Genomic DNA, 24,413 nt, shown 5'->3' with positions numbered 1-24,413 from the left:
ATTAAGCAGGTCTTTTTCCGTAATATATGCTAATGATTAATAAGCTGAAGCAGCAGGTGCCGGCTCAGGATGATCTACATATCGTTCGAAAAACTCTATAATTCGCATCAAGCGATCCAGCTTACGATTGATATTACCTGAACGTGAAAGCTCATGACCTTCACCCGGATAGCGAACATATTCTACCGGCTTTTCAAGTACTTTTAATGACTTATACAAAAGTTCAGATTGACGAACACCCGTACGCAAATCTGTGTCGGCATGTATAATCAATAGTGGAGTTTGGATTTGATGAGCAAAGGTAGTTGGCGATTGAGCATCCATGATTTTGCGTTTATCTTCTTCCCAAGGATAGCCACCAAAGTGATTTGGCACTAATCTCCAAGCATTGCCTTCTCCAAAGAAAAAGGCTAAATCGTACACACCACGTTGTGCAACAGCTGCTTTGAAACGATGATCTTGAGTCACAATCCAAGCTGTGAGATAGCCTGCATAAGATCCCCCGGTTAGGAAATACTGATCTGTATCTATCCAACTATGATCTGCTGCCGCCTTATCTAAAGCTGTCATCAAATCAGCAGTTGGGCCATCACCCCAATCTTGATAATTGGCCTTTTGGAAATCATATCCATACCCGCTACTTCCACGAGGATTGCCATATACTAGGCCGTAGCCCCAGCTAGTCATCAGCTGGAACTCCATCCACATAGATACTTCTCCTGGTCCCCACATAGCACTTGGACCTCCATGCATATTTAAGATGGTTGGATATTTTACACCTTCTTTTCTATTCACTGGCTCAACGACCCAATAGTGAATCTTTAATCCATCTTTTTTGCTATCTACCCAATATTCCTTTGGCGTTTGCACAATTCTTTCACTTAGCCATTCTTCATTGAGTTTGGTAAGTTGTTTTTGATTTTTTCCTTCAAGATCTGCTACATATACTTCGTAAGGGTTTTCGACTTTGGTCATGCTATAAACAATCTTGTTATTAGAAAGCGCAAAATCTCTAATTCCAAAAGGGTAACCAATAAGCGTCTCTGCATTACCTCCCGTTGCCGGAATTCTAAACAATGGATTTGCTCCTTTTTCTCCTGTAGAGAAATAAATATACTTTCCATCCTTAGACCAAGTGCCTGAACCTAAGCTGGTATCAATATTTTCAGTAAGCCATTTTGGAGTGCCACCCGTTGCAGGGATTGTTGCCAACTTGCGGTAACCAAAACCAGGGTCATCCAATGGGCTAGCAGAGAAAAGGATGGTTTTGCCATCCGGCGAAAAGTTTGCTCCACCTACAGAATAGCCATCCCAGTTTAAGAATAAACTGATATTGCCCGAAGCCACATCAATTTTATAAATATCCGAATCTCTTTCTCTATCCGGATTCTCAGTAGATTCTATAGAATTACAGAAAATGCTTTTACCATCCGGCGACCAAGTAGCACCGCCAAAAGATTGAAATCCATTGGTCAATTGGCGTGGTTCAGCCCCTGGTTTCACGTCAATTACATAAAGGTGCGAAACAGACAAATCAGGGTTCAAATCCATTTCGCCAATGAAATTCAGACGATTTACAACTCTTGGATTACGCTCATTGTTATTCTTTGCTAGCCATGCACGCACTTCTTGCAAGTTGCCATCTGGCTTGGCTGTGATGTCCTTCGTATTTGCATTTTTGTTGCGATAGTTTGGCTCATCTCCCCATTCTCTACCGGGACGTTCTACATCCCAAGTGGGTTTTCCTTCAATTTCATAGATGGAGGATCCTCTGCTAAAAAGCATTTTTGTTCCATCAGGAGACCATTGTGCACCACCCGCTCTTTCGAGAAACTTCCAAGCTTCACCTCCGGAAACCGGTAGTATCCAAACGGCACCTTCACGGCTAAAGGAAATATGCTTTCCATCAGGCGACCAACTTGCAGAGCCATCGCGGCGAATTCCATAAGTGAGCTGCTTGGGTTCTGTGCCTCCCGCCAAATCCAACATCCAAAGGTTGTTAGAATATACCCATTCATTTTTGTCGTTTTGTACATTGGTACTCACCACCATCAAGGCTTTAGTGCCATCAGGTGAGATTTCAAGATTACTGGCACTTACAATCTTCATCATATCCGTAGCTCGGATTGGTTGCTTTTGTGCGATTGCAAAGCTAGTGCTCAGCAAAAAGCACAGACTAAGTAAGCTTAGCCTATAATAGTAATTTCTTATATTCTTCATATTGTTAAGGTTTTGAAATTTACAGATCGGGAATTTGTTGTCATTTAATGGAATGTAAATTCGTGAAAATTTGTGAGTATTTATTCCTTTTGGAAAAATTTCCCACAAGCGGTTACAATTTCGGTAATGGGTAATTTCTCAAATGGATGTGAGGTATTTGGTGAAATCCAAAGTTTGGCATTTGGAAGAAAGCGGGAGGTTTGAAGGGTTTCCTCAGCAGTAGCCGTATTGTCCCGATCTCCCGTCGCTAGTAATACCTGATGCTGAATTTGCTTTAACTTGCTTTCTGTTAAAAGTGGACTATTGCCAAGGTTTATCATCATCTCAGCCGTTTTAACTAAAACCTGCTCCCAACAATCTTCCCCATGCCGTTCGGCCAAAGTCGCTGCAAAGGCCGGTACCTTTTCCTTGATTTTGCTTGGATCCAGTAGTTTGGTTTCATGTGCAGCACCTTCGGGGGTCCAATTGAATTTGGTGGAAAAAGTGAATATCCGACCGACTCTTTCCGGATATAAAAATGCTAATTGCAAGGCGACATATCCACCCATACTATATCCAAAAAAATCTGCTTTTTGGATATCCATTTCATCCATTTGCTGCAATATGTAATTGGCAAATTGTGTCATGTCAAAAGCATCAATATCAGTTCCTCTTCCATGACCAGGTAAATCAAGACAAATATTTTCTAACCCTTTTTCTTTGAGTAATTGGCCAAATGGTTTCATCTGTGATGCGCTACCTAAGGCTCCATGTAAAATTATCAGCATGCTTATGGGTTTTTCACTAAAGTATGGATTAATTGAAATGCCCACAAGCGCTATTCTATTTGGCATTAGCTTTGTCAAATAGCTTGCGCTATGAATTTACTATTTGGCATATTGCTCAGTCTTAGCTTTCAGTTTCCATCCGACAGCACCACTTTCGATGGAATTGCCAGCTATTATCACAATATGTTCCATGGCCGATTCACTGCTAATGGTGAGCGATTCGATCAGACAAGGCTAACTGCAGCCCATAAGACCCTAGAATTCGGCACCATTGTGCGCGTAAGAAATCTCAAAAATAATCGATGGGTGGTAGTGCGGATAAACGATCGCCTCCCACCTAATTCTAAGCGAATGATTGACCTCTCGCGAGCTGCAGCAAGAGAGCTAGGAATGATACTGGATGGCATTGTGCCCGCAAGAATGACTATTTTGCAAGAGAAGGTTTGGGTGCCCTATTTAGATTATCTCAAACCCAAGGGAATGCTTATTCAGTTTTATTCGCCCAAACCAAGGCATTCGAAGTATTTTATTTCTTATTGAAGATTGGTTGATTATACATCACCAACCATATCAGATGTAACTGATTCTTAGATGGTAGAAACTACTATTCTTTTTCTCTTACCGTTTTTAAAATCACAGCATTGCAAACTGCCAGAATTTCTAACCACCAACCTCCCGCAATTCATAAATATAATATAGCTGCGTATCTCGCTCTATACCAGGGTCTACATATTGGTTGGACAGAAATCTGCCTTTCCCAAGTTGCAAAGCAATTCTTGGTGAGCCGATGGGCATATTTTCCGAAATACGCTTTCCATCTTTTATAAGATAAGCCGTGGGTTAAGTCAAAGCACCAATCATATTTACCGACCGATGGTGGGTCTCCCTACTCAGTTGCCTGAAACTATAAGAGGACATCAATCAACTGCTCTCCAAATGCAATAACAGCTCTTCAAGATTTTCTGCTTTTTTAACCATCTACTTTCAGGGCAATTGTCTGAATTAGCCCGCCTCACGGAGGGCAGGGATTTACAGGATTTCATGATTTCATGATTTTTTATTTTGTGTCGTCCTGAGCTAGGTTTACAGATTTAGGATGATGTTAGGTGTTGCGGATGTAGAGACGTAGCATGCTACGTCTCTACGGGGTTGGTGTTTTCAATGATGGTTTTGTTGTGATTATAGGGTTGGTAGAGACGCGATTAATCGCGTCTCTACCAAGGTTGGGATGTTAATTTAAATTGTGTTTTGATCTGTGCGAATATGGTAGAGACGCAATGCATTGCGTCTCTACACAGTTGATGTAATTATCGAAATTGCGATTGATTATTCCGCATTTTGGATGCACAGGTAGAGACTGGTCATGACCTGCCCATACAATGCATTGGATTACAAATCCAATGTATCATTGATTCGGAATTACAAATTCCGAATAGGTGGTGTTAGGTATTGCGGATGTAGAGACGTAGCATGCTACGTCTGTACGGGGTTGGTGTTTTCAATGATGGTTTTGTTGTAATTATGGGGTTGGCTTGGTAGAGACGCAATGCATTGCGTCTCTACTACACAGATGATGGGATTATCGAAATTATTCCGTCATTTTTTATGATAAGCAGGTAGGGATAGGTCATGATCTGATCCTACGGGGCGTTGGATTACAAATCCAATGTATCATTGATTCGGAATTACAAATTCCGAATAGGTGGATAGGTGGAATAAAAAATATTGTACTATACTTGGAGGGAGGTTTTGAATGCATGAAAATACTAGAGCATAAAGCGATAGATGGCTTGCTGAGGATATTATCTTCCCGGCTTATTTCTGCAATGGCCATTGTGGTAGCAGTGGCGGGAGGAATGCGTGTTTTTGTCAATTATTGGAATCGATTTTTTATTCCCAAAGAATTGAGTGGTGATGAAACATTGTTTTTACAATCCTTCCAATCTACCCTTACTAATGGTTGGTACGAAAGTACGGCTACGGGTTCAGCATCATTTTTCAATTTGACAGGGCTCCTTTTCGATCCGCTTTTCTCAGATTCTATTTATACGCTGCGCTTTATTGGCGTGCTTTCATTGGTGCTTACCATTGTAGTTTGGTCGTATTTTGCTTGGCGTACGTTACAGATTAAAGGTATTATGCTAGTGCAATTAATTGCCTTTTTGATCTTGGTAGGGCCAATGCGAAACCACTATTTTAGAATCTACACCGATGGCCTATTTGTATTGTTTTTGTCCTTGGCTATTATCTATTTGACAGTTACTTTTTTGAAATTAAGCAAAGGCCAAAAGTTTATTTGGACTGCATTATTAGCTGGCTTGTTTTTGGGAATTTCTACTGCAATTAGAGAATTGGTGATCCTATATATTCCAGGATTGCTATTGGTGTTCCTCCTGCTGATTTATTGGCAGAGAAAAAGAGCTATTCCTGTGATGGTCTATTTCGGGGTGGGTTTGCTGGTGGCAGTACTAGCTTTGCATTATCCACCTATTGTAGAACATGGCACCTTGTCTGTCCAATCGAAGCAGCCTGTGGGGATTGAGGCTACTTGGGTTCAATGGCAATACTTATCTTTTATCAGTGGGGATTCTTCACCGGGTTGGGAAAAGGTGACAAACTATTTACAAGAAAATGGAGAAAACTCCTTGCCAAGGACAAACTTTGAAGCTCTCTTTTTTGATCTGAACATAACAATTGAGAATTTTCTTTTTAGTTTATCCCTTACACCTAAGCCCTTTTTAAGAACAGTAGGAATTCTGTTTATTCTATTCCTCTTCCCACTATTTAAGCTTGGGAGTTTGAAACAAGCGATTGCCAAAAATACATTTGCTGTAATTGCCCTTATACTATTTTTCACATACACCTTTACATTGTGCATACAGATATTGCAGGACATGCAGTTTCGCTGGTACCTATTTTTGGTTTATTTAGTTTTGATTTCCACCGTCAATTATTTGTACCACCATGTACCCAACCGCAAACTAGCCTTGACTATTATGAATGCCAATTTGTTGGTGATAGGAATAGCAAATCTATTGTTGTTTGGAATGCAATGATGTGCAAATCCATCTATTGGGCTTTTGTAAATCCTGCTGATTTAATTGTAGGATTTGTAATCCAAAGGCCATGGTGGGAAAAGGCTGGTTTTATAATTAGTTTTTTGTTTTTGAGAAGGGGAAATAGATATGTAGACTTTGCAAAAGTGCGGAAGTGGAGAGCTTAACAATAATTTTTTGAGCATAAAAAAACTGCCATTGAGTTTATTTCAATGGCAGTTAATTCAAGAATTGATTAATTATTTATTAGTCTTTGATTGCTCTTACAGAGAATCCCGATGAAAGATCTCTAAATGTACTTTCAATTTCTCCATCTGTATTTACTAAGCTATTACGAAATGCTTGAGTGGCAGAATATAGAGAGCTTGACCAAAAATAAGTTGCTACACCTATATTTCTGAAATCGGCCAATGGCGTTCTGCCACCCGCAGGTAAAGCAGAAAAACCATAATAGTTAGTAGCATCTGTATTTGGTGATATCCATAAGCTAGTACCCGTTTGCTTTAATTTACCTCCTGGATTATCATCAAGAAAGGTTTCTAATATACCCCATTCAATTTGGTTTGGTATATGATAACCATCAGGAGCTAAGCCTCTAGGGTCATTTACTGCATACCAGTTATAGAGCTTACCGAAAGTGTCTCCATTTGCCGGATCATCATTATAATAACAATAGGCTGGAGTACCATTGGCTACAGCATCTAACCATTCGGCTTCAGTAGATGCGTAAGGGATATCATCACCATTTCTGAATTTGCTTGCATTTAGATTTTCAGCCATCCAAACCTGATCTCCAATTTTGGCTATTCTATAGCTGTTTCCATCAATATCTCTTACTCTACCAATTTCTAAAATGGTTTCTTGTAGATCAAAGATTCCCATACTAATTGAAAATGTAACGAGGCTTTCATCAGGTGCCAGAATATAGTAATGGTAATGGCGGTAACTTTCTACTTCATCTATTACTTCTGTTAAAGATGTACCTGAATATGATTCTTCAATGTCCAGTGTTACCTCAATATCTTCAATTACATATTTATAATAGTGTAGTTCATCATCTGTTAAAGCCAATGCCTGGGTTTGTGTATCACTGGTTAATTCAGCTGATGTAACAAGGAAATTTGTTAAAGTCACCAAACCATAAGTGGTTTCTCCTTCAATTTCCAATTCGAACTCCTCTTCCGTTATTTCAAATATTCCCTCTGCAGTAAATGGAAGGAAATCCTCCATTTCTCCACCTGGGTCAGTATCTAAAGTATATCTGTAGAAACCATAAGGAAGAGTGATATTCACCGTATTGTCAAGGCCATTTGGATTAAATGTAATATCATATACAACACTAGTTGCTACATTCTCCATATAAAGAGTCACCTCTTCTTCAAAAATATGCTCCCAAGTAGAAAAAGCTTCTACTCTAGCATTGGAAGATGCAGCTGCATTAGAATAGATATTAACACTTAGATCTGCAATTTTCAATGTACCAAGCTCCGCAGTGGGTTCGGTTTCAGTTGAGTCCTCAGGGTTACATCCCACGATGAGCAGTGCAAAAATCAATGTCAGCCAGAGTGAGGACTTAGCTCTAGCAATTTTTTGGTTAGCAGCTCGTTTAGTAAAAAATAGTCTCATAAGTAAATGGTTTTAAAGAGTTTTAGAGAAATGGCCATTAAGGTGGGTAATAAAAATTTTTTTTCAAAAAAAAAGATTTAATATTTTCCTAGTTTTCTTATATTGATATAACTGAATTATTGTTGTTTGAGTACACTTTCTGTTTATATAAGCACCTTTTTTTATTGTTGGCAACAGTTCTCAAAAAAAGATATTTTTTTATTATTTGTTAATTTTAGTCATTGACTAATAGCTCTTTTGCATTCCTTATTAAAGCTTATTAGTTATCTGCTCTGTAAAACTAATTCCGTAATCACCAATTATTGAAAGCAACATTACAATGAATTGCAATGGCTCTATTTTGCTTTTATCTTATTTAATTGGGCTGTAATTGTCTGAATTAGGATGATTGAATGATTGGTAGGATTTTTTTATTCTGTCTCTTCCTGAAAAAGGTTTACAGATTTGAGATGATGTTTTGGTGTTGCGGGTGTAGAGACGTAGCATGCTACGTCTCTACGTGGTTGGTGATTTAATGATGGTTTTGTTGTGGTTATGGGGTTGATAAAGAAGCGATTAATCGCGTCTGTACAGGGATGGGATATTAATTAAATTGTGGTTTTGATCTGTGCGAATATGGTAGAGACGCAATGCATTGCGTCTCTACAAGGTTGATGTGTTTATCGAAATTGAGATTGAATATTCCGTTATTTTTTTGATGCACAGGTAGGGACAGGTCGCGACCTGTCCCTACAATGCGTTGGATTACAAATCCAATGTATCATGGATTCGGAATTGCAAATTCCGAATAGGTGGTAGGGATTGATGGCCTGATTAACACGTTGGTAGATATGCGATTAATCGCGTATCTACAGGGTTGGGATATTATTTAAATTGTGTTTTTGATCTGTGGGAATATGGTAGAGACGCAATGCATTGCGTCTCTACAGGGCTGATGTGTTTATTGAAATTGTGATTGAATATTCCGTCATTTTGGATATGCATATAGGGACAGGTCGCGACCTGTCCCTACAATGCGTTGGATTACAAATCCAATGTATCATAGATTCGGAATTACAAATTCCGAATAGGTGGTAGGGAATGATGACCTGATTAACACGTTGGTAGATATGCGATTAATCGCGTATCTACAGGGTTGGTTTTTTCTATCAAACCTGAAGATTAAGGCTCAATTTTGCTCCTAAGGCAGTAAAGATTCTCATGACCGTTTCAAAAGTTACATTTCCTGTGCTGTTTTCAAGTCTTGAAATTTGGGCTTTTTTAACACCTACTAATTCACCCAATTGGGCTTGTGTCAGATTTCTTTTCTTACGTACGGTCTTTATCATATCTCCTATTAATTCAAGTTTTAACTCGAATTCATATTCGTCTCTTTCCTTCGAGCCTTTTTGCCCAATTAAAAGATCCTCTGCTTCATCTATGGTGTAATTTTTCATTTGTAAGATTTTTGAAAAATTTTGGTTCCAAGTGCTGTTCTGCCCTTCGAATATTTTGTAAAATTTTACTTCTCGTTTTTAGATTTTGTTTTTGAATAAACTCAAATGCTTCCTCTAACAATATAGTTGTAAATAGTTTTACCATTACCTAATTATCATTATCAATGACAATTCAAATATGCAAAAGGTTTCGCTAATTGTAAACATTTTAAAACTGTCTATCTTTTGGGAACCATTCATGTTTTCATGTCCTGAAAAAGGTTTGAGATGATGCTTTGGTATTGCGGATATAGAGACGTAGCATGCTACGTCTCTACGTGGTTGGTGATTTAATGATAGTTTTATTGTGGTTATGGGGTTGGTTTGGTAGAGAAGCAATGCATTGCGTCTCTACATGGTTGATATGTTTATTGAAATTGCGATTTGTTGCTTCGTAGGAATTGGGTAGAGACGTAGCATGCTACGTCTCTACATGTTGGGTATTTTCAATGATGTTTTTGTTGTGTATTACATTTCGATATGTTGAATGTAATCGTACAGGGCGAAATTATAGGGCGAAAGATTTTTCGATCCTACGTGGACATGATCTGTCAACGGGCAACCGTTCTTCAATGGTCAACCAAAAATAGATCAATTTTTCTTCATAATTCATTCTGTCTTTTGCGACCGTTTATAATGGTTTATATTTGCCTAGCTTGCATCTTTGGTTCAATTAAGAGGATGAGGGCATATTTTTTATGACAAACAAAGAAGTACGCATATATACGCCCCGCCGCCAGCAGTCTATTGCCAATTTGTTTGGAGGGATTTTATCGGGATTTTTGGAGGGACGGGAGCTAGCTTGGCGATTGTTTGTACGTGACCTCAAAGCTGGGTATCGCAAGTCCTATTTAGGTATATTTTGGTTGTTCCTCCCGCCATTGGCTACTGCTGGTATTTGGATTTTCCTCAATGGGCAAAATGTGGTGAGCATACAAGATACACCCATGGTTTATGCCGGATTCACACTTTGTGGCACACTCATCTGGTCATTATTTTCTGAGTCTATCACCAAACCTATACAGCGCTACCAGCAAGCAATGGGTATGATGAGCAAACTCAATTTCCCGCGCGAAGCGATAGTTTTAGCCGCCATCTACGATTTGCTATTTAGCTTTTGCTTGAAACTCGTTATCCTTATCCCAGTATTGTGGATGCTGGGCTATCCACCTACAATATATTTTCTGCCTGCATTGCTGGCTATATTCGGATTATCCTTTTGTGGCTTGAGTATTGGAGTGGCACTTAGTCCTATTGGCTTGCTATATAGCGATATTGGCAAAGGCCTGCCTATTATATTGCCATTTGCAATGTACCTTACTCCAGTGATCTACCCATTACGAGAGTCGGGAATGCTTAGCAAGTTGCAAGGCTACAATCCGGTGACACCTTTTCTCGAAAGAGCCAGAAGCCTTCTAGGCGGATACGAATTTACCATGCACAACGAACTGTGGATTTGGTCGGTAATTGTGTTAGTGCTATTTTTTATTGCATTGGCCGTGATTAGGATTGCTTTACCGGTGATTGTGGAGCGTAGTGGAAGCTGAGTTGGGGGTTATGGGTGATGGGTGATGAGTTATGGGTTGAGGAAGAAGTTGAGGGAGGAAAGAGGATGGTTGATGGAGAACAGCCACAAAAGTCGCCTATTGAGAGGAGATTTAGAGGTGTGTTTTTTGGGTTGATGGAAGAATGGTTGACAGTTGATGGAGGACGGTTGAGGGGGAGTTGATTGATGGAAGAGATGGTTATGGGTTTTGGGTGATGAGTGATGGGTTGAGGAAGAATGGTTGACAGTTGAAGAGGAGGTGGTGATGGGTGATGGGTTGAGGAAGGATTGTTGATGGAGAAGGGGAAATAGAAATCATAGTCCATCATTTAATCAAATGAATCCCTGCCCTCCGGGAGGCGGGATAGTTCAGACAATTAAAAGGTTGATGGAAGAGTTGACGTTAGAATGATGATTAAGAATTTGATAATGAATTTTGAGCTGTTAATTTTCCATGGAGGCACGAGCGACACGCCCGCGCCAGCGTCGAAGAGTTTGATTGAGGAGGTGGTTATGGGTGATGGGTTGTAGAAGTAGGCTTTTTTGGAAGAAATAAATTGAAGCTCCGTAGGAGCGACCTGTAAAGCTCTATGCGATAGGAAAATATTGAAAGAATAAAACGTAAATAAAAAAAACAGCAGGAGGCTGAAAGGAATGGCCGGGAAAATAAAGATTGATTTTTCCATCAACCATCCTCTATCCTCCCTCAACAATTTTTAACATGTCTGAAGTACTGATAAAGGTAGAAAATGTAAGCAAGAAGTTCTGTAAGGACTTAAAGCGCAGCCTATGGTATGGGATGACAGATATTGCCCGTAGTGTAATGGGTGGAGCACCTGCTGAGAATTTGCGGGAGGGGGAGTTTTGGGCAGTACGCGATGTTAGTTTCGAGGTGCGACGTGGAGAGTGCCTTGGGCTGATTGGCCATAACGGCGCAGGCAAAAGTACACTCCTCAAAATGCTAAACGGACTTATAAACCCTGACGAAGGCCGTATAGAAATGCATGGCAAAATTGGTGCATTGATAGAACTAGGTGCAGGCTTTAACCCTATATTGACTGGTCGCGAAAATGTGTATAATAATGGTGCTGTATTAGGTTTTAGCAAGGCCGAGATCGATAGAAAGTTTGATGAAATCGTAGCCTTTGCTGAGATTGAAGACTTTATAGATATGCCCGTGCAAAACTATAGCAGTGGCATGAAAGTACGCTTGGGTTTTGCAATTGCTTCGCAAATGGAAATTGATATTTTATTAATTGATGAAGTACTTGCCGTTGGTGATGTCAATTTTCAGTTAAAATGTTTTAACAAACTCGGCGATTTGAGAAAAAATGGAGTCGCAATAATTTTTGTCTCTCATAATTTACATCATATGACAACCTTTTGTACAGAAGGGCTTGTTCTTGATCATGGCAACGTTATTCACTATGGTGATGTCGGCGTAAGTATTGAGAAGTATAAGGCATTGTTTCATAAATTACATAGTGAGGGAGAAATTGAAAAAGTGATTACTGGAAATAAGGATTTTATTGTTAAGGATGTGTTTTTCAAACCAGCAATGGATCAAAACAAGATATTAATTGATAAAGAGGATTTGGAAGTTACTATTACTTACGAGGCATTGATAGATTTTAATAAAATTGAAATTGATTGTTTGTTTCGTGCGCCAATAGCAACAAATGTTGATTTTTTTCAGGCTAATAACCGAACATATGGGAAGGAAATTAATATAAAAGCGGGGTCAGGAAGTTTGAGTTTTAAAATCTGTGACCTTAATGTCAATGATATAACATTTAACTTCTTTATTGCTATTTGGCTTGAAAAAAGAACAGAATGTATATTCTGGTGGAGAAATATACCTATTAAGTTTTTATCCACATCCCTTTCTAATGGTATAATTAGATATGATATTGAGTACAAACAAGAGTGATTTAATTTAATATAATTTAATATAATGTTTTATAGGATTGTGACTTTACTAAAAAAAACCAAAAAGCTAATTAAGTCTTTACGAAGTAAATTATTCCAGAATACAGATCAATATAGTTTAAATATTATTAATGAAGCAATACCGGAAAACTTCAGAATTGGGAGGAACAGTATTTTCGGTTCTTACACTCAGATAATTAATCAAGGAGGTAAACTTATAATAGGAAACGATTTCAAAATGGGTATAGGTGCCAATCTCATTACGCTTGGTGGTACAATTGAAATTGGAAACAGAGTAGTTATAAATAATTATTCTATCGTTTATGGTAATGGAGGAGTAAGCATTGGAGATGACACGCAGATTGCTGCACATTGTGTAATAATACCAGCAAATCATAAACATGGAAGACTAGACATTCCAATTGCAAGACAAGGAGAAACTAGAAAGGGGATCAAAATTGGAAACGATGTATGGATTGGTGCTAATGTAACTATTCTGGATGGTGTTGAAATAGGAGACGGAGCAATAATCGGAGCTTCAAGTGTTGTTAGAGATTCTATTCTACCAAATACTATTTCTGCTGGAGTTCCTGCCAAGGTTATTAAAAATCGTGTTCATGAGGAGCTTGTCGATTTTGAAGTGTTAAATATGTGGTTAGTTAACTACATATATGAGAAAGAATGTTTAGTCAATAGTAAAATGATTGATGAAGTTTTGAAATATAAAAGTGAGAATGTAGATACAGTTTTTATTGAAGAAAGGGCTTTTCCAGGAGACGATGAATTTATGGAAAATGGTTATTATAAAACAATGCTAAAAAGATATGTTTTTGCTGGAAGTTTTTTATGTAAAGAAAAAAAGGTTTTAGACTCTTGTAGTGGATTTGGATGGGGCACATATATTTTAAGTAATTATGCTAACACTGTCGTAGCTTTTGATTTGGAGGAAGCAGCACTTCAATTTTGCAAAAGTAACTGGGATCGTAGAAATGTTTCTTGGACAAAAGGCAATGCCCTAGATATTTCATTTTTAGATGGTGAAGCCTTTGATGTTGTCACAGCTTTTGAAACAATTGAACATTTCACAAAAAGTGATGGCGAGAAATACATTTCTCAAATGGCTTTAGCTCTTAAAAAAGGTGGGTTTATTGTTGGGACATCAAGTTTTCCTGAAAATGAATTACAAGCTGAAAAATTATGTAAGACTAATCCATATCATCTTCATGTTTTTACTTTTGATGAAATATCTATTATTCTCAAAAAATATTTTGATGAATATGTTATAATAGATAACTGGATGTTTGTGGCAAGGAAATGATGAAAATATAAGCTATGGCAGAACGTGCAACACCTGATATTAAGGGATTTAAAAAACAGTATAAAATCATATGGAGAAGAGGATTTATTCCTAAACTTCAAATCTATCCCACTCCATATAGCAAAGCATTTTATTGGAGATATGAATGGGCTAAAGATTATTGTAAAGGAAAGGATGTGTTAGAAATTCCATGTGGGATGGGTTGGGGGACTTCATTATTGAAAAATGCGAATACAATAATTGGAATAGATATCTCTAATGAAGCCATTCAAGATGCTAAAAGTCGATATCAAAATAAAACTATGAAATTTGAAGTTGGAAATATGGCCCAACTTCCTTTTAATAATGATTCTTTTGAAGTGGTGGTATGCCTAGAGGGGATAGAACATGTTGATATTATCACAGGTAAAAAATTTATTAGTGAAGCTGCAAGAGTATTAAAAAAGGGAGGATTACTTCTTTTATCATCACCAAGGCATAAAACTAAGGAGCATAGTGGCAATCCATACCATTTAATTGAATATAAGCTTGAAGAGTTAATAGAACTACTAGCTCCTTATTTTCTAATAAATTCAATTCAAAGAAGGGAAGTCGATGATTTGAATGTGTATTATATTGTTGCAAAACATTTAACACATTAAAAATTAATTATTTATGAATTTGTCGATCGATAAATATTTAAGTTCTATTGCAACAAATAGTGGATTTAAGTTTTCAAAATACTCAAACCAAACAATTCTAAGTACCTCATTTGCGATATCTACTTCACATTTAGAAAAGATTGAATTAACGAATAAAGAAACGTACGGTTCATATTTACTTGCCAATCGCACAGAAGAAGGATATTTCACAGATGAAAATTATGGTTATCATAAACATATCTATCATGGTCCTGATTATGTTTTGCCACAATTCAGTTTTTTTTCTCTAACGGCTTTAGATATTTTAGGCTTTAGAGCAAAAGATCTTTTTTTTGTACAAGAGCTTTCAGAAGATTCGCTTTTAGGTCTTCTTGAAAGTTCTATGCTTCAGAATTTTTGGGCTACATCTAATCAAGTAATGTTTCAATTATACTTTCTTGCTTATGAATTGAAATACAACTTAGAGGCAAATAAAGAATTGATCTTAAGGAAGATTGATCTCGTTTTTGAATTTCTTAATAGGAAGCAAAACAAAAATGATGGGTATTGGGGCAATGATAAAATTACACCTAGCATGTACCATAAAGCATATGGTGCAGCTCATATTTATTTGTTCTACGATTATTTTGGTAAGGAAATACCACTAATCGAAAAAGTAATTGATAGCACTTTGAAATTGCATAAATCAAATGGATTAATAGAGACTTTGGAGGGTGGTGCGTGCGAAGATTATGATATTATTGAAATTTACCTGCGTTGTTTAAAGCAAAGTGATTATCGAAAAGATGAAATATTCCAAAGACTAATTCAAATGAAGTCAACAATAGAAGCATCTCAAAATAAAGACCGTGGCTTTTCTTATCGATTAAAGAAGAGTAATTGGAGAGATGTTTTTAGAAAGAAGGACATGAGTTCATATAAATATAGTAGCTGGGATTATATGGAGACTCCTTTGTTTGAGTCAGATATTTGGGCTACTTTTTTTAGATGTCTTTCAATAAAAACCATCGAACACATAGTTTTTAACAAAAACAATTTCAATTCAATTAACCTTCCTGGCTGGGGTTATATATCATGATGTTATGGGGAATTTAGAAGATGTTTACAATGAAAAATATAAGCAGGGGTATAGAACAGCACTTACTGGATATGAATATGCTAGATGGGAAGCATTAAGGGATTTTATTAAAATAAATATAAAAAGTACCCCACTTGCTGTACTAGATTATGGTGCTGGAAGTGGCTTGCATGTTAAACTTTGGAAACAATTATTTCCTACCTCCAAGTTATTTTTTGCAGATATTAGTGAAGTAGCTATTAACCAATTAATTAGCACTTTCCCTGAAGTCAAGGGTCAAACTTGTATTATTAAACAAAATATTACTGATTTCACTAATAATTCATTTGATGTAATAGTGAGCATTGAAGTAATGGAACATGTTGATGATCTTGATGGATACCTTAGTGAAATTAAAAGAATACTAAAACCGGGTGGTAAATTTATATGGACAACGCCATGTGCTAATAGACTATCTGTAGAACATATTTATTCTTATAGCAAAGGTCAAATAGATAAAACAGATGAAGGCTATCGAAGGTGGCATTGGGAAGAGCCAACTCATTTGAGAAGATTGCGAAGTATTGAGATAAAGTCTTTATTGCAAAAAAAAGGTTTTAGTAAAGTAAAATTTAGATTTCGGGCTCACTTTTTTTCCTTTGTTTGTACTAAACTTGTCGAAAAAAGAATCCTTCCTAGAAAAATTTCTAATCGATTAATGAAGTTGGATTATAGACTTTTTAGAAGATTGCCAAATGCGGCTTCAATGATTGGTTGCGCTACTAAATAATATGAAGCCAGTTTTATCAGTTTTAATGTCAGTTTATAATGGAGAAGAGTATCTAAATGAGGCGATTGAAAGTATACTGAATCAATCCTTTTCTGATTTTGAATTTTTAATAATAAACGATGCTAGTACAGATAATAGCCATGATATCATATTGGCTTATGAAGATCCAAGAATAAGACTTGTTAATAATATTACTAACATTGGATTAACAAGGTCTTTGAATAAAGGAATTGAACTTTCAAAGGGAGATTTCATTGCAAGAATGGATGCAGATGATATAAGTTTATGTAACAGGCTAGCAACCCAAATCGAATTTTTAAATCGGAATCCAGAGGTAGCTTTGGTAGGTAGTTTTGGAATATTTTTTAATAACGATACACTCAGAGATCAATTAGTTTCTGTACAAGCCCAATCTGACCTGATTTTTACTGAGCTTTTTTTTAAAAACAACTTTATCCATAGCTCGGTAATGTTTAAAAAATCATTGGTTGCAACTATTGGCTATAATGTTAATCTTCCTTTTGCTCAAGACTACTATTTGTGGACTCAGGTAGCATATAAATACCCAGTTGCAAATATTGAATTACCACTGATAAAATATAGAATTCATTCAAAGAGTATAAGTTTAAATAAAAAAGATCAACAGGATAACTGTGTAAAAGAAACGCAAAAACTACATCTGAAACTTATGGGATTGAATAACTTGAATGATTCCCAATTGAGGATACATTTTAATTTATTTTTTGGCGTTGTTCCAAAAAGCCAATTGACTCCTATTGAAATTGAGGCTTACTTAAATTGGATTCTTTTTTTATTAGCTAATGTTAAAAATAGCAACAATTACAATCGTGGCTACTTTCAAAAAAGATTAGGTGATTATTGGCAAATTTATTTTCACCTCATAAATAAATGTAAATTTAAGTTAAATAGCGTAGACCTGATTTTCAATTCATTTACACGGCAAATTTCCATTTTTAGGAAGGTTAAAATTCTGTTAATGCTTTTATTTAATCGAATAAAATAAAAACGTATGTCAGACTTGGTTTCAGTAATAGTACCATGTTATAATCAAGCGCAATATCTGGATGAATGCATACTTTCAGTTAGTAATCAATCCTTTCAAAATTGGGAATGTATTATTGTAAATGATGGTAGTCCTGATAAAACAGAGGTAATAGCTTTGGAATGGGCAAATAAAGACTCACGAATAAAGTATCATAAAAAGATAAATGGAGGACTTAGTAGCGCAAGAAATGCTGGGATAAGTATTTCAAAAGGGGATTATATTCTTCCGCTAGATGCAGATGATAAAATTTCAGAAAATTATATAGAGAAGGCTTTATTAACCTTAAAATCTAGCAATGAAGTTAGAGTTGTTTACGGGAAGGCGAAAAAGTTTGGTGAATCTGATTCAGAATGGCTATTACCTGATTTCTCCTTCAATAAATTAAAATTTAATAATATGATTTATTGTACTGGATTATTCAGAAAAAGTGATTGGCTTATAAATAATGGTTATGATGAAAACATGGTTGGGGGCTGGGAAGATTGGGAGTTTTGGATTAATATGCTTAAAAGAGGAGGAATTGCTGTACGTCAAGATGAAATAATTTTTCATTATAGAATTAAACTGAACTCAATGGTTAAAAGTTTAAATGATAACTTTGAAAAAAGAGTAAAATTGAGTTCGTATATTATTTATAAGCATTCTGATATTTATGACTTCAATGCTTTAGAGTTGAAAATGAACTATGAAAGGTTGAAAGAAAAATGGGACAAAATGGAAGATCATATTTCATTCAGAAAAATTATCACATTGATAAAAAGGAAGTTATCTAAAAAATTTATTAAATAAAGCATTCGTTTGAATACATTTTTTCAGAATCAAAAATGAAAAACCAAGTATTTTATTTTAGCTCCTTCTACAAATTCAAAAGATATTTCACTTTTTTAAATAACTTCAACTGGTAATAGTTACCTATAACAATATTGATGGCAAACAATAAATTTGCAATTGTTATTCCCGTTTATTCTCTCCATTTGAAGAGTTATCAAATCTGTGTTTTAGATTATCTTATCTCAATTTGCAAAGAGTTTCAAATCATCATCATTCATCCAAGATCATTTGAATTAGATATTGATAATGCTGAGATTTTGGTAAGGTATGGTTTTCATCATATTGCATTTGACGACAGTTATTTCAAAAATATTGAAAGCTACAATAGGCTCTGCTTATCCTATTCCTTTTATAATTGTTTCAGCGATTTTGATTATATTATCATCCATCAGTTGGATGCTTTTCTCTTCAGAAATGAATTAAATTATTGGCTTGATAAGAACTATGATTATGTGGCTCCACCATGGGTAGGCGTGGATGTATTTAAATTTATTCGGGGAACATTTGAAAATAATGTGCCATTACTCTTAAAAGCCAAAGTCTTACCTTTGCATAAGGCGCTTTTTGGCCATGACTTTCTTGTTGGTAATGGTGGTATTTCACTTAGGAAGGTTAAGACCTTTAAGAGAGTTCTAAAATTGTATAATAAACAAGCTAGGAATTGGCCTTATAATGAGGATTTATTCTATTCGCTTTTCATACCTGCTCATTATCCCTTTTTTCGAATCCCTTCATTTAATAAGTCTCTAGCCTTTGGTTTTGATTTAAATCCTCTTGAAGCATTCGAAATGAATAAGAATGAGTTACCAATGGCCGCTCATGGCTTTGACAAACCAAATTACTTTTTGCAATGGAAAGAGATTATGGCAAGATCTCCACATATAGTTTTTCAAGAAGTGCTGAAAAGTATTGAAAATGAATAAAAGCCTCTCAATCATAATTCCAACTTTCAAAGCTTGTGATTTATTAGAGCTTACTTTGGCATCTATTGCGAGTCAAGATTTCAAGGATTTAGAGGTCGTTGTAATGGATGGTTATTCTGAAGATGGAACAAAGGATGTTGTTGAGGAATACCGAAAGAAAAATATCGAAATTGTATTTGTTTCGGAACCAGATCAAGGTGTTTATGATGCCATGAATAAAGGTATAAAGGTTGCGAAAGGTAAATGGCTCTATTTTTTAGGAGCTGGTGATATGATTTATAAAAGTGATACACTTAATACATTAGCAGAGTACTTTGATAGCGATTATCAGATTATACAAGGAGATATTATAATTAAAAGCTATAAGAACACAGTTTATCGCGATAGGCTGAGTGGAATGGGCTTACTCATTAGGAATTTTTGTCATCAAGGTCTTTTTTACAGAAAATCGGTTTTTGGTCTACTGGGAGTGTATAGTTTAGATTATCCAATTATTGCAGATTGGGAATTTAATTTACGTTGGTTTTTTAATAGAAAAATTTCTCGAGTTTATGTCCCTCTTATAATATGCGATTATTTAGGAGGAGGCTTAAGTTCAAGTATTCATGATTTGAAATTTCATAATGACAAAAATATGATTGTAAATAAGCTATTGAAGGAGAATCCTAATGTCAAGAACCATCTTTTAGTACATTTCTTCAATATGTATGATTCCTTATCAACTAAAAATAGAAAAAGGATTAATAGATACTTTAAACTTGAATAATAGTTCTTTTTATGTGCGGAATAGCTGGCCTTATTAAAAAAGATTCATTAGTTACCGAGCAGGAGCTAAAGCTAATGGCCAATTCACTGCAACATCGTGGGCCGGATGGTGAGGGCTATTTTGTCCATCAGCAGGTAGGTTTGGCGCATCGCCGATTATCCATTATAGATTTGGAAGGCGGTAAACAACCCTTTGCTACGGAAGATGGCAAAATGTGGATTAGCTTCAATGGGGAGATTTACAATTATATCGCCTTACGTAGTGATTTACAGTCTAAGGGACATCAGTTTCGCACCCAATCCGATACGGAAGTGCTACTATATGCCTACAGACAATGGGGAGCCGATTGTGTGCATCATCTTCGGGGAATGTTTGCCTTTGCGATATTAGATCTTGTGAAGCAGGAATTATTTCTGGCGCGTGATCATTTCGGCATCAAGCCTTTAGTGTATTTACAAACTGAGCAGGTATTTGCTTTTGCCTCAGAAATTCAGGCATTAAAGCAAATTCCCAATGTGGCTTTGAATGTGGATATTACAGCGATCGATTTATTTCTGCAATATCAATATATACCTGCTCCACGCTCTATCTATCACGAAATCAAAAAATTACCTCCCGCCCATTTTATGCGGGTAGATTTGCAGGGAAAGCTTATTGAGCTAAAGCGCTATTGGCAGCTAAGTTTCCAACCCAATGAGTCCAAATCTGCATCCCAATGGTTGGAAGAGTTGGAGGCGGTAATCAAAGATTCCGTTCAAGCCCATTTAGTATCCGATGTGCCTTTTGGTGCCTTCCTTTCGGGTGGAGTCGATTCCAGCGCAGTAGTGGCCTATATGGCGCAGCTGATGAAACAACCAGTGAAAACATTTAGCATAGGCTTCGAGGAAAGTGCTTTTAACGAAACCACATTTGCCCAGCAGGTGGCCAATCGCTGGCATACGGAGCATCATATAGAAATAGTAAAAGCTGATGCGCTAGGTATATTGCCCGATTTGGTGCGGCATTATGGTGAGCCTTTTGGTGATAATTCTGCCATACCTACCTATTATGTAAGCAAGCTGGCGCGAAAACATGTAACGATGGTACTTACCGGCGATGCGGGTGATGAGATATTTGCCGGCTACGAAAGCTATACCAGCCGATGGAGCAGACATGTGCAGCCTGTGCCTGAGCATTTGGCATTTCCTAAAAAGCAGCTTTATCCAATAGCTAATGCGCTATTGTCGAGTAAATTTCCTTTGAGGACAGCAAAATTTAGTGATTGGGAAAAGTATGGGCAAAAGAAAGGTGATGCTAATCGCAGGTCATTGTGGCGAAAGGAAATAGCCGAACAAATTCAGCGGGAGGAAAAGGAAATTCATGAGCTGGAATTTGAGCGAGCAGCAGATTTTGGACATTTCCAGCAAGTGCAATCGGTAGATTTTAATGTGTATATGCCCAATGCCATATTGCCGAAAGTAGATATTGCCAGTATGATGCACAGCTTGGAAACACGTACTCCACTACTCGACAAGCAAGTGATTGAGTTTGCAGCAACCATCCCCGAGCATTTGAATATTAGCAAGGTCAATGGTCAATGGATAGGCAAACAATTGCTCAAAAAGCTTATGTGTAGGTACTATCCCAAAGGCTTTGTTTATAGAGAGAAAATGGGATTTGCCTCGCCTGTAAGCCATTGGCTACTAGAGAATGGCCACCCTTCCAAAGCTGTAGCAGACAGATTATATGCTAGCGGAAATCATTTGGATACCTATTTGGATTTATCGGCCGTCAAAAAACTTAGTGGCTCAAAAAGCGCTCATCAGTTGTGGAATCTATTGTTTTTGGAGGAGTGGTTGGGGCAGAATAACTAAATATTATGCTGTTTAACTCCTACGAATTTGCCTTATTTGCACCTATTGCCTTTTTACTTTATTGGTTTGTCTTTCAAAGAAACCTTAAAGTTCAAAATTTCTATCTACTGGTAATCAGTTATATCTTTTATGGCTGGTGGGATTGGCGCTTTCTAGGGCTAATATTTTTCAGTTCTGGTGTTGATTATTTGATTGGGCTAGCTATTGATAAAAGTACAAATCCCATTAGGCGGAAAGCTCTTTTGATATTGAGCTTATCTGTAAATTTAGGCCTCCTTGGAGTATTTAAGTACTACAATTTTTTCCTTGAGAGTTTTATAGAGCTGTTTGCCAATTTTGGAATTCACCTTCAAGGATCGACCATCAATATAATACTACCAGTTGGGATAAGCTTTTACACCTTTCAAACGCTTAGCTATACAATTGATATTTATAGGCGAAAACTAGCGCCAAGTAAGGATGTTGTTTCCTTTTTCGCTTTTGTTAGTTTCTTTCCTCAATTGGTTGCAGGTCCCATTGAGCGAGCAGCCAATCTATTGCCTCAGTTCTCAAAACCTCGGAAGTTTAATTATTTAAACTCCGTAGATGGAATGCGCCAAATCCTCTGGGGCTTGTTTAAGAAAATTGTGGTTGCAGATAACTGCGCCATTTTGGTGAATGACATTTTTACCAATTCTGAAAGCTATAATCCTTCTGTATTGTTTATTGGCGCAGTTTTATTCGCCTTTCAGATTTATGGAGATTTTTCCGGCTATTCCGATATCGCTATAGGTATAGCACGGCTTTTTGGCTTCGATTTGATGAGGAATTTTGCTTTTCCATATTTCTCCAGAGACATTGCTGAATTTTGGCGCAGATGGCATATATCCCTTTCCACGTGGTTTAGAGATTATCTATATATCCCATTAGGAGGCAGCCGAGGAACACTAGGAAAAACTGTATTTAATACCTTTTTGATTTTTGTAGTTAGTGGTTTCTGGCATGGAGCTAATTGGACGTTTATAGTTTGGGGAGCAATGCATGCTTTTTTCTTTTTACCATTGCTTTTAAGAAAAGCCAACAGGAAGAATATAGAAATTGTAAAAAAAGGAAAATTGTACCCTTCGTTTAAGGAAGTACTTCAAATCCTGTTTACGTTTAGTTTAGTACTTGTTTCATGGGTGGTTTTTAGAGCAGATAATATTTTCCAAGCCTTTCATTATACATTAGATATGTTGAGTTTCCATCATTGGCAAATGCCCAATATTGATTTCTTAAAGCCATTCACATTTATTGTAATCCTAGTAGCAGTGGAATGGATCAACAGAGATAAAGAGTTTGGTTTAGACTTGAGCTTGGTAAGGAATACATACATCCGTAGAGCCATTTATTTAGCAGTATTTTGGCTAATCTTCTTTTTTGGTGCTGCACAACAGGAGTTTATCTATTTTCAGTTTTAGAATATGAAAAGATTTGGCTCCATACTTATTGTCCTTACGCTTGTAGGTGCATTGCCTATAATTATCATAAACTATTGGGTTGACCCTCTTCAATTTTATAGAAAGGCGACAAACTATCCGGCTGCATTTTATAAAGATCAGAGATTTCAAAATCCCGGTTTAGCCAAGAACTATGAGTACAATGCCGTTTTATTGGGGACATCAATGGCAGAAAATTATCTAATGGATGAAATGGATTCACTATTTGCCAAGCAGTTTTTGAAGCTTACAATGTCAGGTTCTAGTTTGCATGAACAAAATAAGTTATTGGAGCTGGCGATAAGTACAGGGAAAGTACAAGATGTGTTTTGGGCTGTTGAATCTTATACATTGAATGCAGAAGCAGATAAATTGGTGAATGATGATTTTTATCAATTCCCAAATTACATGTATGATCAGAATCCATTGACTGATTTCTTTTATTTATTCAATCCTATTCTTTTTAAGCGATCCATCGCTATTCTCAACAATAGCATTTACCGTGAAATTGATGATCCTAATGATATTGGGTATTGGGGTGGAGATGAAACCCACTTTGGAACAGACAAGGTAATGGAATTTCAAAATAATGCTGAAATGCGGCGGCAAGCAGAGGATTTCATAGGTATTTATGAAAACAACTCCTTCGAAAATGGGAAAGAGAATATTGATGAAAATGTAATTGAGGTAATTAAAAGAGAGCCAAGTATTTTCTTTGTTTTTATTTTTAGCCCACCGAGCATTCTGTTTCATCTAAATAGATTTGAAACTGAAGATTACGAATTGCAATTAAAGCTAAAAGAGTATTTTGTTAGATCTGTTAGTCAATATCCAAATGCAAGAATCTTTGATTTTGAAGCTGTGGAGGACATAAGTTCCAATTTGGATCTATACAAAGATTTAGTCCATTACTCACCTAAAGTAAATTCAAGAATTCTTAAGGATATTGTAGCTAATAAGAATAGGGTTGATTCAAGTTCAATAGGAATGAAAATAGAGCAATTAAATCAGCAAATTGAGAATTTCAAAATTAATAAAGAGGGTGATGGAGAGAAAAGAGAATAGATCGGCACACTTTGCAAAAGTGCTCCA

The 24,413-nt window shown here is 36.6% G+C and carries 21 protein-coding genes; 16 read left to right on the top strand and 5 right to left on the bottom strand.

The features are described 5' to 3' along the window. Nucleotides 1-36: 36 nt before the first annotated feature. Both ACOXY8_RS07705 and ACOXY8_RS07700 read right to left on the bottom strand, forming a co-directional pair. Complete coding sequence (locus tag ACOXY8_RS07705; protein WP_458330987.1) at nucleotides 37-2,220, bottom strand: S9 family peptidase; 2,184 nt, start codon at nucleotides 2,218-2,220, stop codon at nucleotides 37-39. An 80-nt stretch (nucleotides 2,221-2,300) separates the two neighbouring features. Further along, nucleotides 2,301-3,053 (bottom strand): alpha/beta fold hydrolase, encoded by a 753-nt coding sequence (locus ACOXY8_RS07700; protein ID WP_458330986.1) that lies wholly within the window; start codon nucleotides 3,051-3,053, stop codon nucleotides 2,301-2,303. A gap of 24 nt (nucleotides 3,054-3,077) precedes the next feature. Here ACOXY8_RS07700 and ACOXY8_RS07695 point away from each other — a divergent pair, with 24 nt between their 5' ends. Next, on the top strand, nucleotides 3,078-3,527 hold the full coding sequence (locus ACOXY8_RS07695) for a septal ring lytic transglycosylase RlpA family protein (RefSeq protein WP_458330985.1): 450 nt from the start codon (nucleotides 3,078-3,080) through the stop codon (nucleotides 3,525-3,527). Nucleotides 3,528-3,647: 120 nt separating this feature from the next. On the opposite strand, the gene ACOXY8_RS07690 is transcribed toward ACOXY8_RS07695, so the two are convergent. Further along, on the bottom strand, nucleotides 3,648-3,782 hold the full coding sequence (locus ACOXY8_RS07690) for a hypothetical protein (protein WP_458330984.1): 135 nt from the start codon (nucleotides 3,780-3,782) through the stop codon (nucleotides 3,648-3,650). A gap of 962 nt (nucleotides 3,783-4,744) precedes the next feature. On the opposite strand from ACOXY8_RS07690, the gene ACOXY8_RS07685 reads away from it, so the two are divergent. Further along, nucleotides 4,745-6,043: a hypothetical protein gene (locus ACOXY8_RS07685; RefSeq protein WP_458330983.1), complete on the top strand. Its 1,299-nt coding sequence runs from the start codon at nucleotides 4,745-4,747 to the stop codon at nucleotides 6,041-6,043. A 246-nt stretch (nucleotides 6,044-6,289) separates the two neighbouring features. Here ACOXY8_RS07685 and ACOXY8_RS07680 read toward each other — a convergent pair whose 3' ends face one another. Both ACOXY8_RS07680 and ACOXY8_RS07675 read right to left on the bottom strand, forming a co-directional pair. Further along, complete coding sequence (locus ACOXY8_RS07680; RefSeq protein ID WP_458330982.1) at nucleotides 6,290-7,669, bottom strand: fibrobacter succinogenes major paralogous domain-containing protein; 1,380 nt, start codon at nucleotides 7,667-7,669, stop codon at nucleotides 6,290-6,292. 1,148 nt (nucleotides 7,670-8,817) lie between these two features. After that, the gene (locus tag ACOXY8_RS07675; protein WP_458330981.1) at nucleotides 8,818-9,105 is read right to left on the bottom strand and encodes a helix-turn-helix domain-containing protein; all 288 of its coding nucleotides are present in this window, start codon (nucleotides 9,103-9,105) and stop codon (nucleotides 8,818-8,820) included. Between the two features lie 737 nt (nucleotides 9,106-9,842). Between ACOXY8_RS07675 and ACOXY8_RS07670 the strand changes: the two genes are divergently transcribed. The 14 genes from ACOXY8_RS07670 to ACOXY8_RS07605 all read left to right on the top strand — a co-directional run bounded on the left by ACOXY8_RS07670 (nucleotide 9,843) and on the right by ACOXY8_RS07605 (nucleotide 24,386). After that, on the top strand, nucleotides 9,843-10,691 hold the full coding sequence (locus tag ACOXY8_RS07670) for an ABC transporter permease (protein WP_458330980.1): 849 nt from the start codon (nucleotides 9,843-9,845) through the stop codon (nucleotides 10,689-10,691). 17 nt (nucleotides 10,692-10,708) lie between these two features. Then, complete coding sequence (locus ACOXY8_RS07665) at nucleotides 10,709-10,873, top strand: hypothetical protein (RefSeq protein WP_458330979.1); 165 nt, start codon at nucleotides 10,709-10,711, stop codon at nucleotides 10,871-10,873. A gap of 538 nt (nucleotides 10,874-11,411) precedes the next feature. Next, complete coding sequence (locus ACOXY8_RS07660; protein WP_458330978.1) at nucleotides 11,412-12,620, top strand: ABC transporter ATP-binding protein; 1,209 nt, start codon at nucleotides 11,412-11,414, stop codon at nucleotides 12,618-12,620. Nucleotides 12,621-12,659: 39 nt separating this feature from the next. Then, nucleotides 12,660-13,937, top strand: a complete 1,278-nt coding sequence (locus ACOXY8_RS07655) for a methyltransferase domain-containing protein (protein ID WP_458330977.1) — start codon at nucleotides 12,660-12,662, stop codon at nucleotides 13,935-13,937. Nucleotides 13,938-13,951: 14 nt separating this feature from the next. After that, nucleotides 13,952-14,578 (top strand): class I SAM-dependent methyltransferase, encoded by a 627-nt coding sequence (locus ACOXY8_RS07650; RefSeq protein ID WP_458330976.1) that lies wholly within the window; start codon nucleotides 13,952-13,954, stop codon nucleotides 14,576-14,578. A 13-nt stretch (nucleotides 14,579-14,591) separates the two neighbouring features. Further along, on the top strand, nucleotides 14,592-15,656 hold the full coding sequence (locus ACOXY8_RS07645; RefSeq protein WP_458330975.1) for a hypothetical protein: 1,065 nt from the start codon (nucleotides 14,592-14,594) through the stop codon (nucleotides 15,654-15,656). Nucleotides 15,657-15,660: 4 nt separating this feature from the next. Further along, nucleotides 15,661-16,425: a class I SAM-dependent methyltransferase gene (locus ACOXY8_RS07640; protein WP_458330974.1), complete on the top strand. Its 765-nt coding sequence runs from the start codon at nucleotides 15,661-15,663 to the stop codon at nucleotides 16,423-16,425. Between the two features lies 1 nt (nucleotide 16,426). Continuing rightward, the gene (locus ACOXY8_RS07635) at nucleotides 16,427-17,449 is read left to right on the top strand and encodes a glycosyltransferase family 2 protein (RefSeq protein ID WP_458330973.1); all 1,023 of its coding nucleotides are present in this window, start codon (nucleotides 16,427-16,429) and stop codon (nucleotides 17,447-17,449) included. Between the two features lie 6 nt (nucleotides 17,450-17,455). Next, the gene (locus ACOXY8_RS07630; RefSeq protein ID WP_458330972.1) at nucleotides 17,456-18,280 is read left to right on the top strand and encodes a glycosyltransferase family 2 protein; all 825 of its coding nucleotides are present in this window, start codon (nucleotides 17,456-17,458) and stop codon (nucleotides 18,278-18,280) included. A gap of 137 nt (nucleotides 18,281-18,417) precedes the next feature. Continuing rightward, entirely contained in the window at nucleotides 18,418-19,245 is an 828-nt protein-coding gene (locus ACOXY8_RS07625; RefSeq protein ID WP_458330971.1) for a DUF5672 family protein, read from the top strand. Continuing rightward, on the top strand, nucleotides 19,238-20,011 hold the full coding sequence (locus tag ACOXY8_RS07620) for a glycosyltransferase family 2 protein (RefSeq protein WP_458330970.1): 774 nt from the start codon (nucleotides 19,238-19,240) through the stop codon (nucleotides 20,009-20,011). Before ACOXY8_RS07625 ends, ACOXY8_RS07620 begins: the two co-directional genes overlap by 8 nt. A gap of 11 nt (nucleotides 20,012-20,022) precedes the next feature. Then, the gene (gene asnB / locus ACOXY8_RS07615) at nucleotides 20,023-21,864 is read left to right on the top strand and encodes an asparagine synthase (glutamine-hydrolyzing) (RefSeq protein WP_458330969.1); all 1,842 of its coding nucleotides are present in this window, start codon (nucleotides 20,023-20,025) and stop codon (nucleotides 21,862-21,864) included. Nucleotides 21,865-21,869: 5 nt separating this feature from the next. Further along, complete coding sequence (locus tag ACOXY8_RS07610; protein ID WP_458330968.1) at nucleotides 21,870-23,303, top strand: MBOAT family O-acyltransferase; 1,434 nt, start codon at nucleotides 21,870-21,872, stop codon at nucleotides 23,301-23,303. Nucleotides 23,304-23,306: 3 nt separating this feature from the next. Beyond that, complete coding sequence (locus ACOXY8_RS07605; protein WP_458330967.1) at nucleotides 23,307-24,386, top strand: hypothetical protein; 1,080 nt, start codon at nucleotides 23,307-23,309, stop codon at nucleotides 24,384-24,386. The last annotated feature ends 27 nt before the right edge of the window (nucleotides 24,387-24,413 follow it).

Source organism: Peijinzhouia sedimentorum, from assembly GCF_049340005.1.
Lineage (GTDB): Bacteria > Bacteroidota > Bacteroidia > Cytophagales > Cyclobacteriaceae > CAXBDP01.
This window is presented reverse-complemented; position numbering and strand designations above follow the sequence as displayed.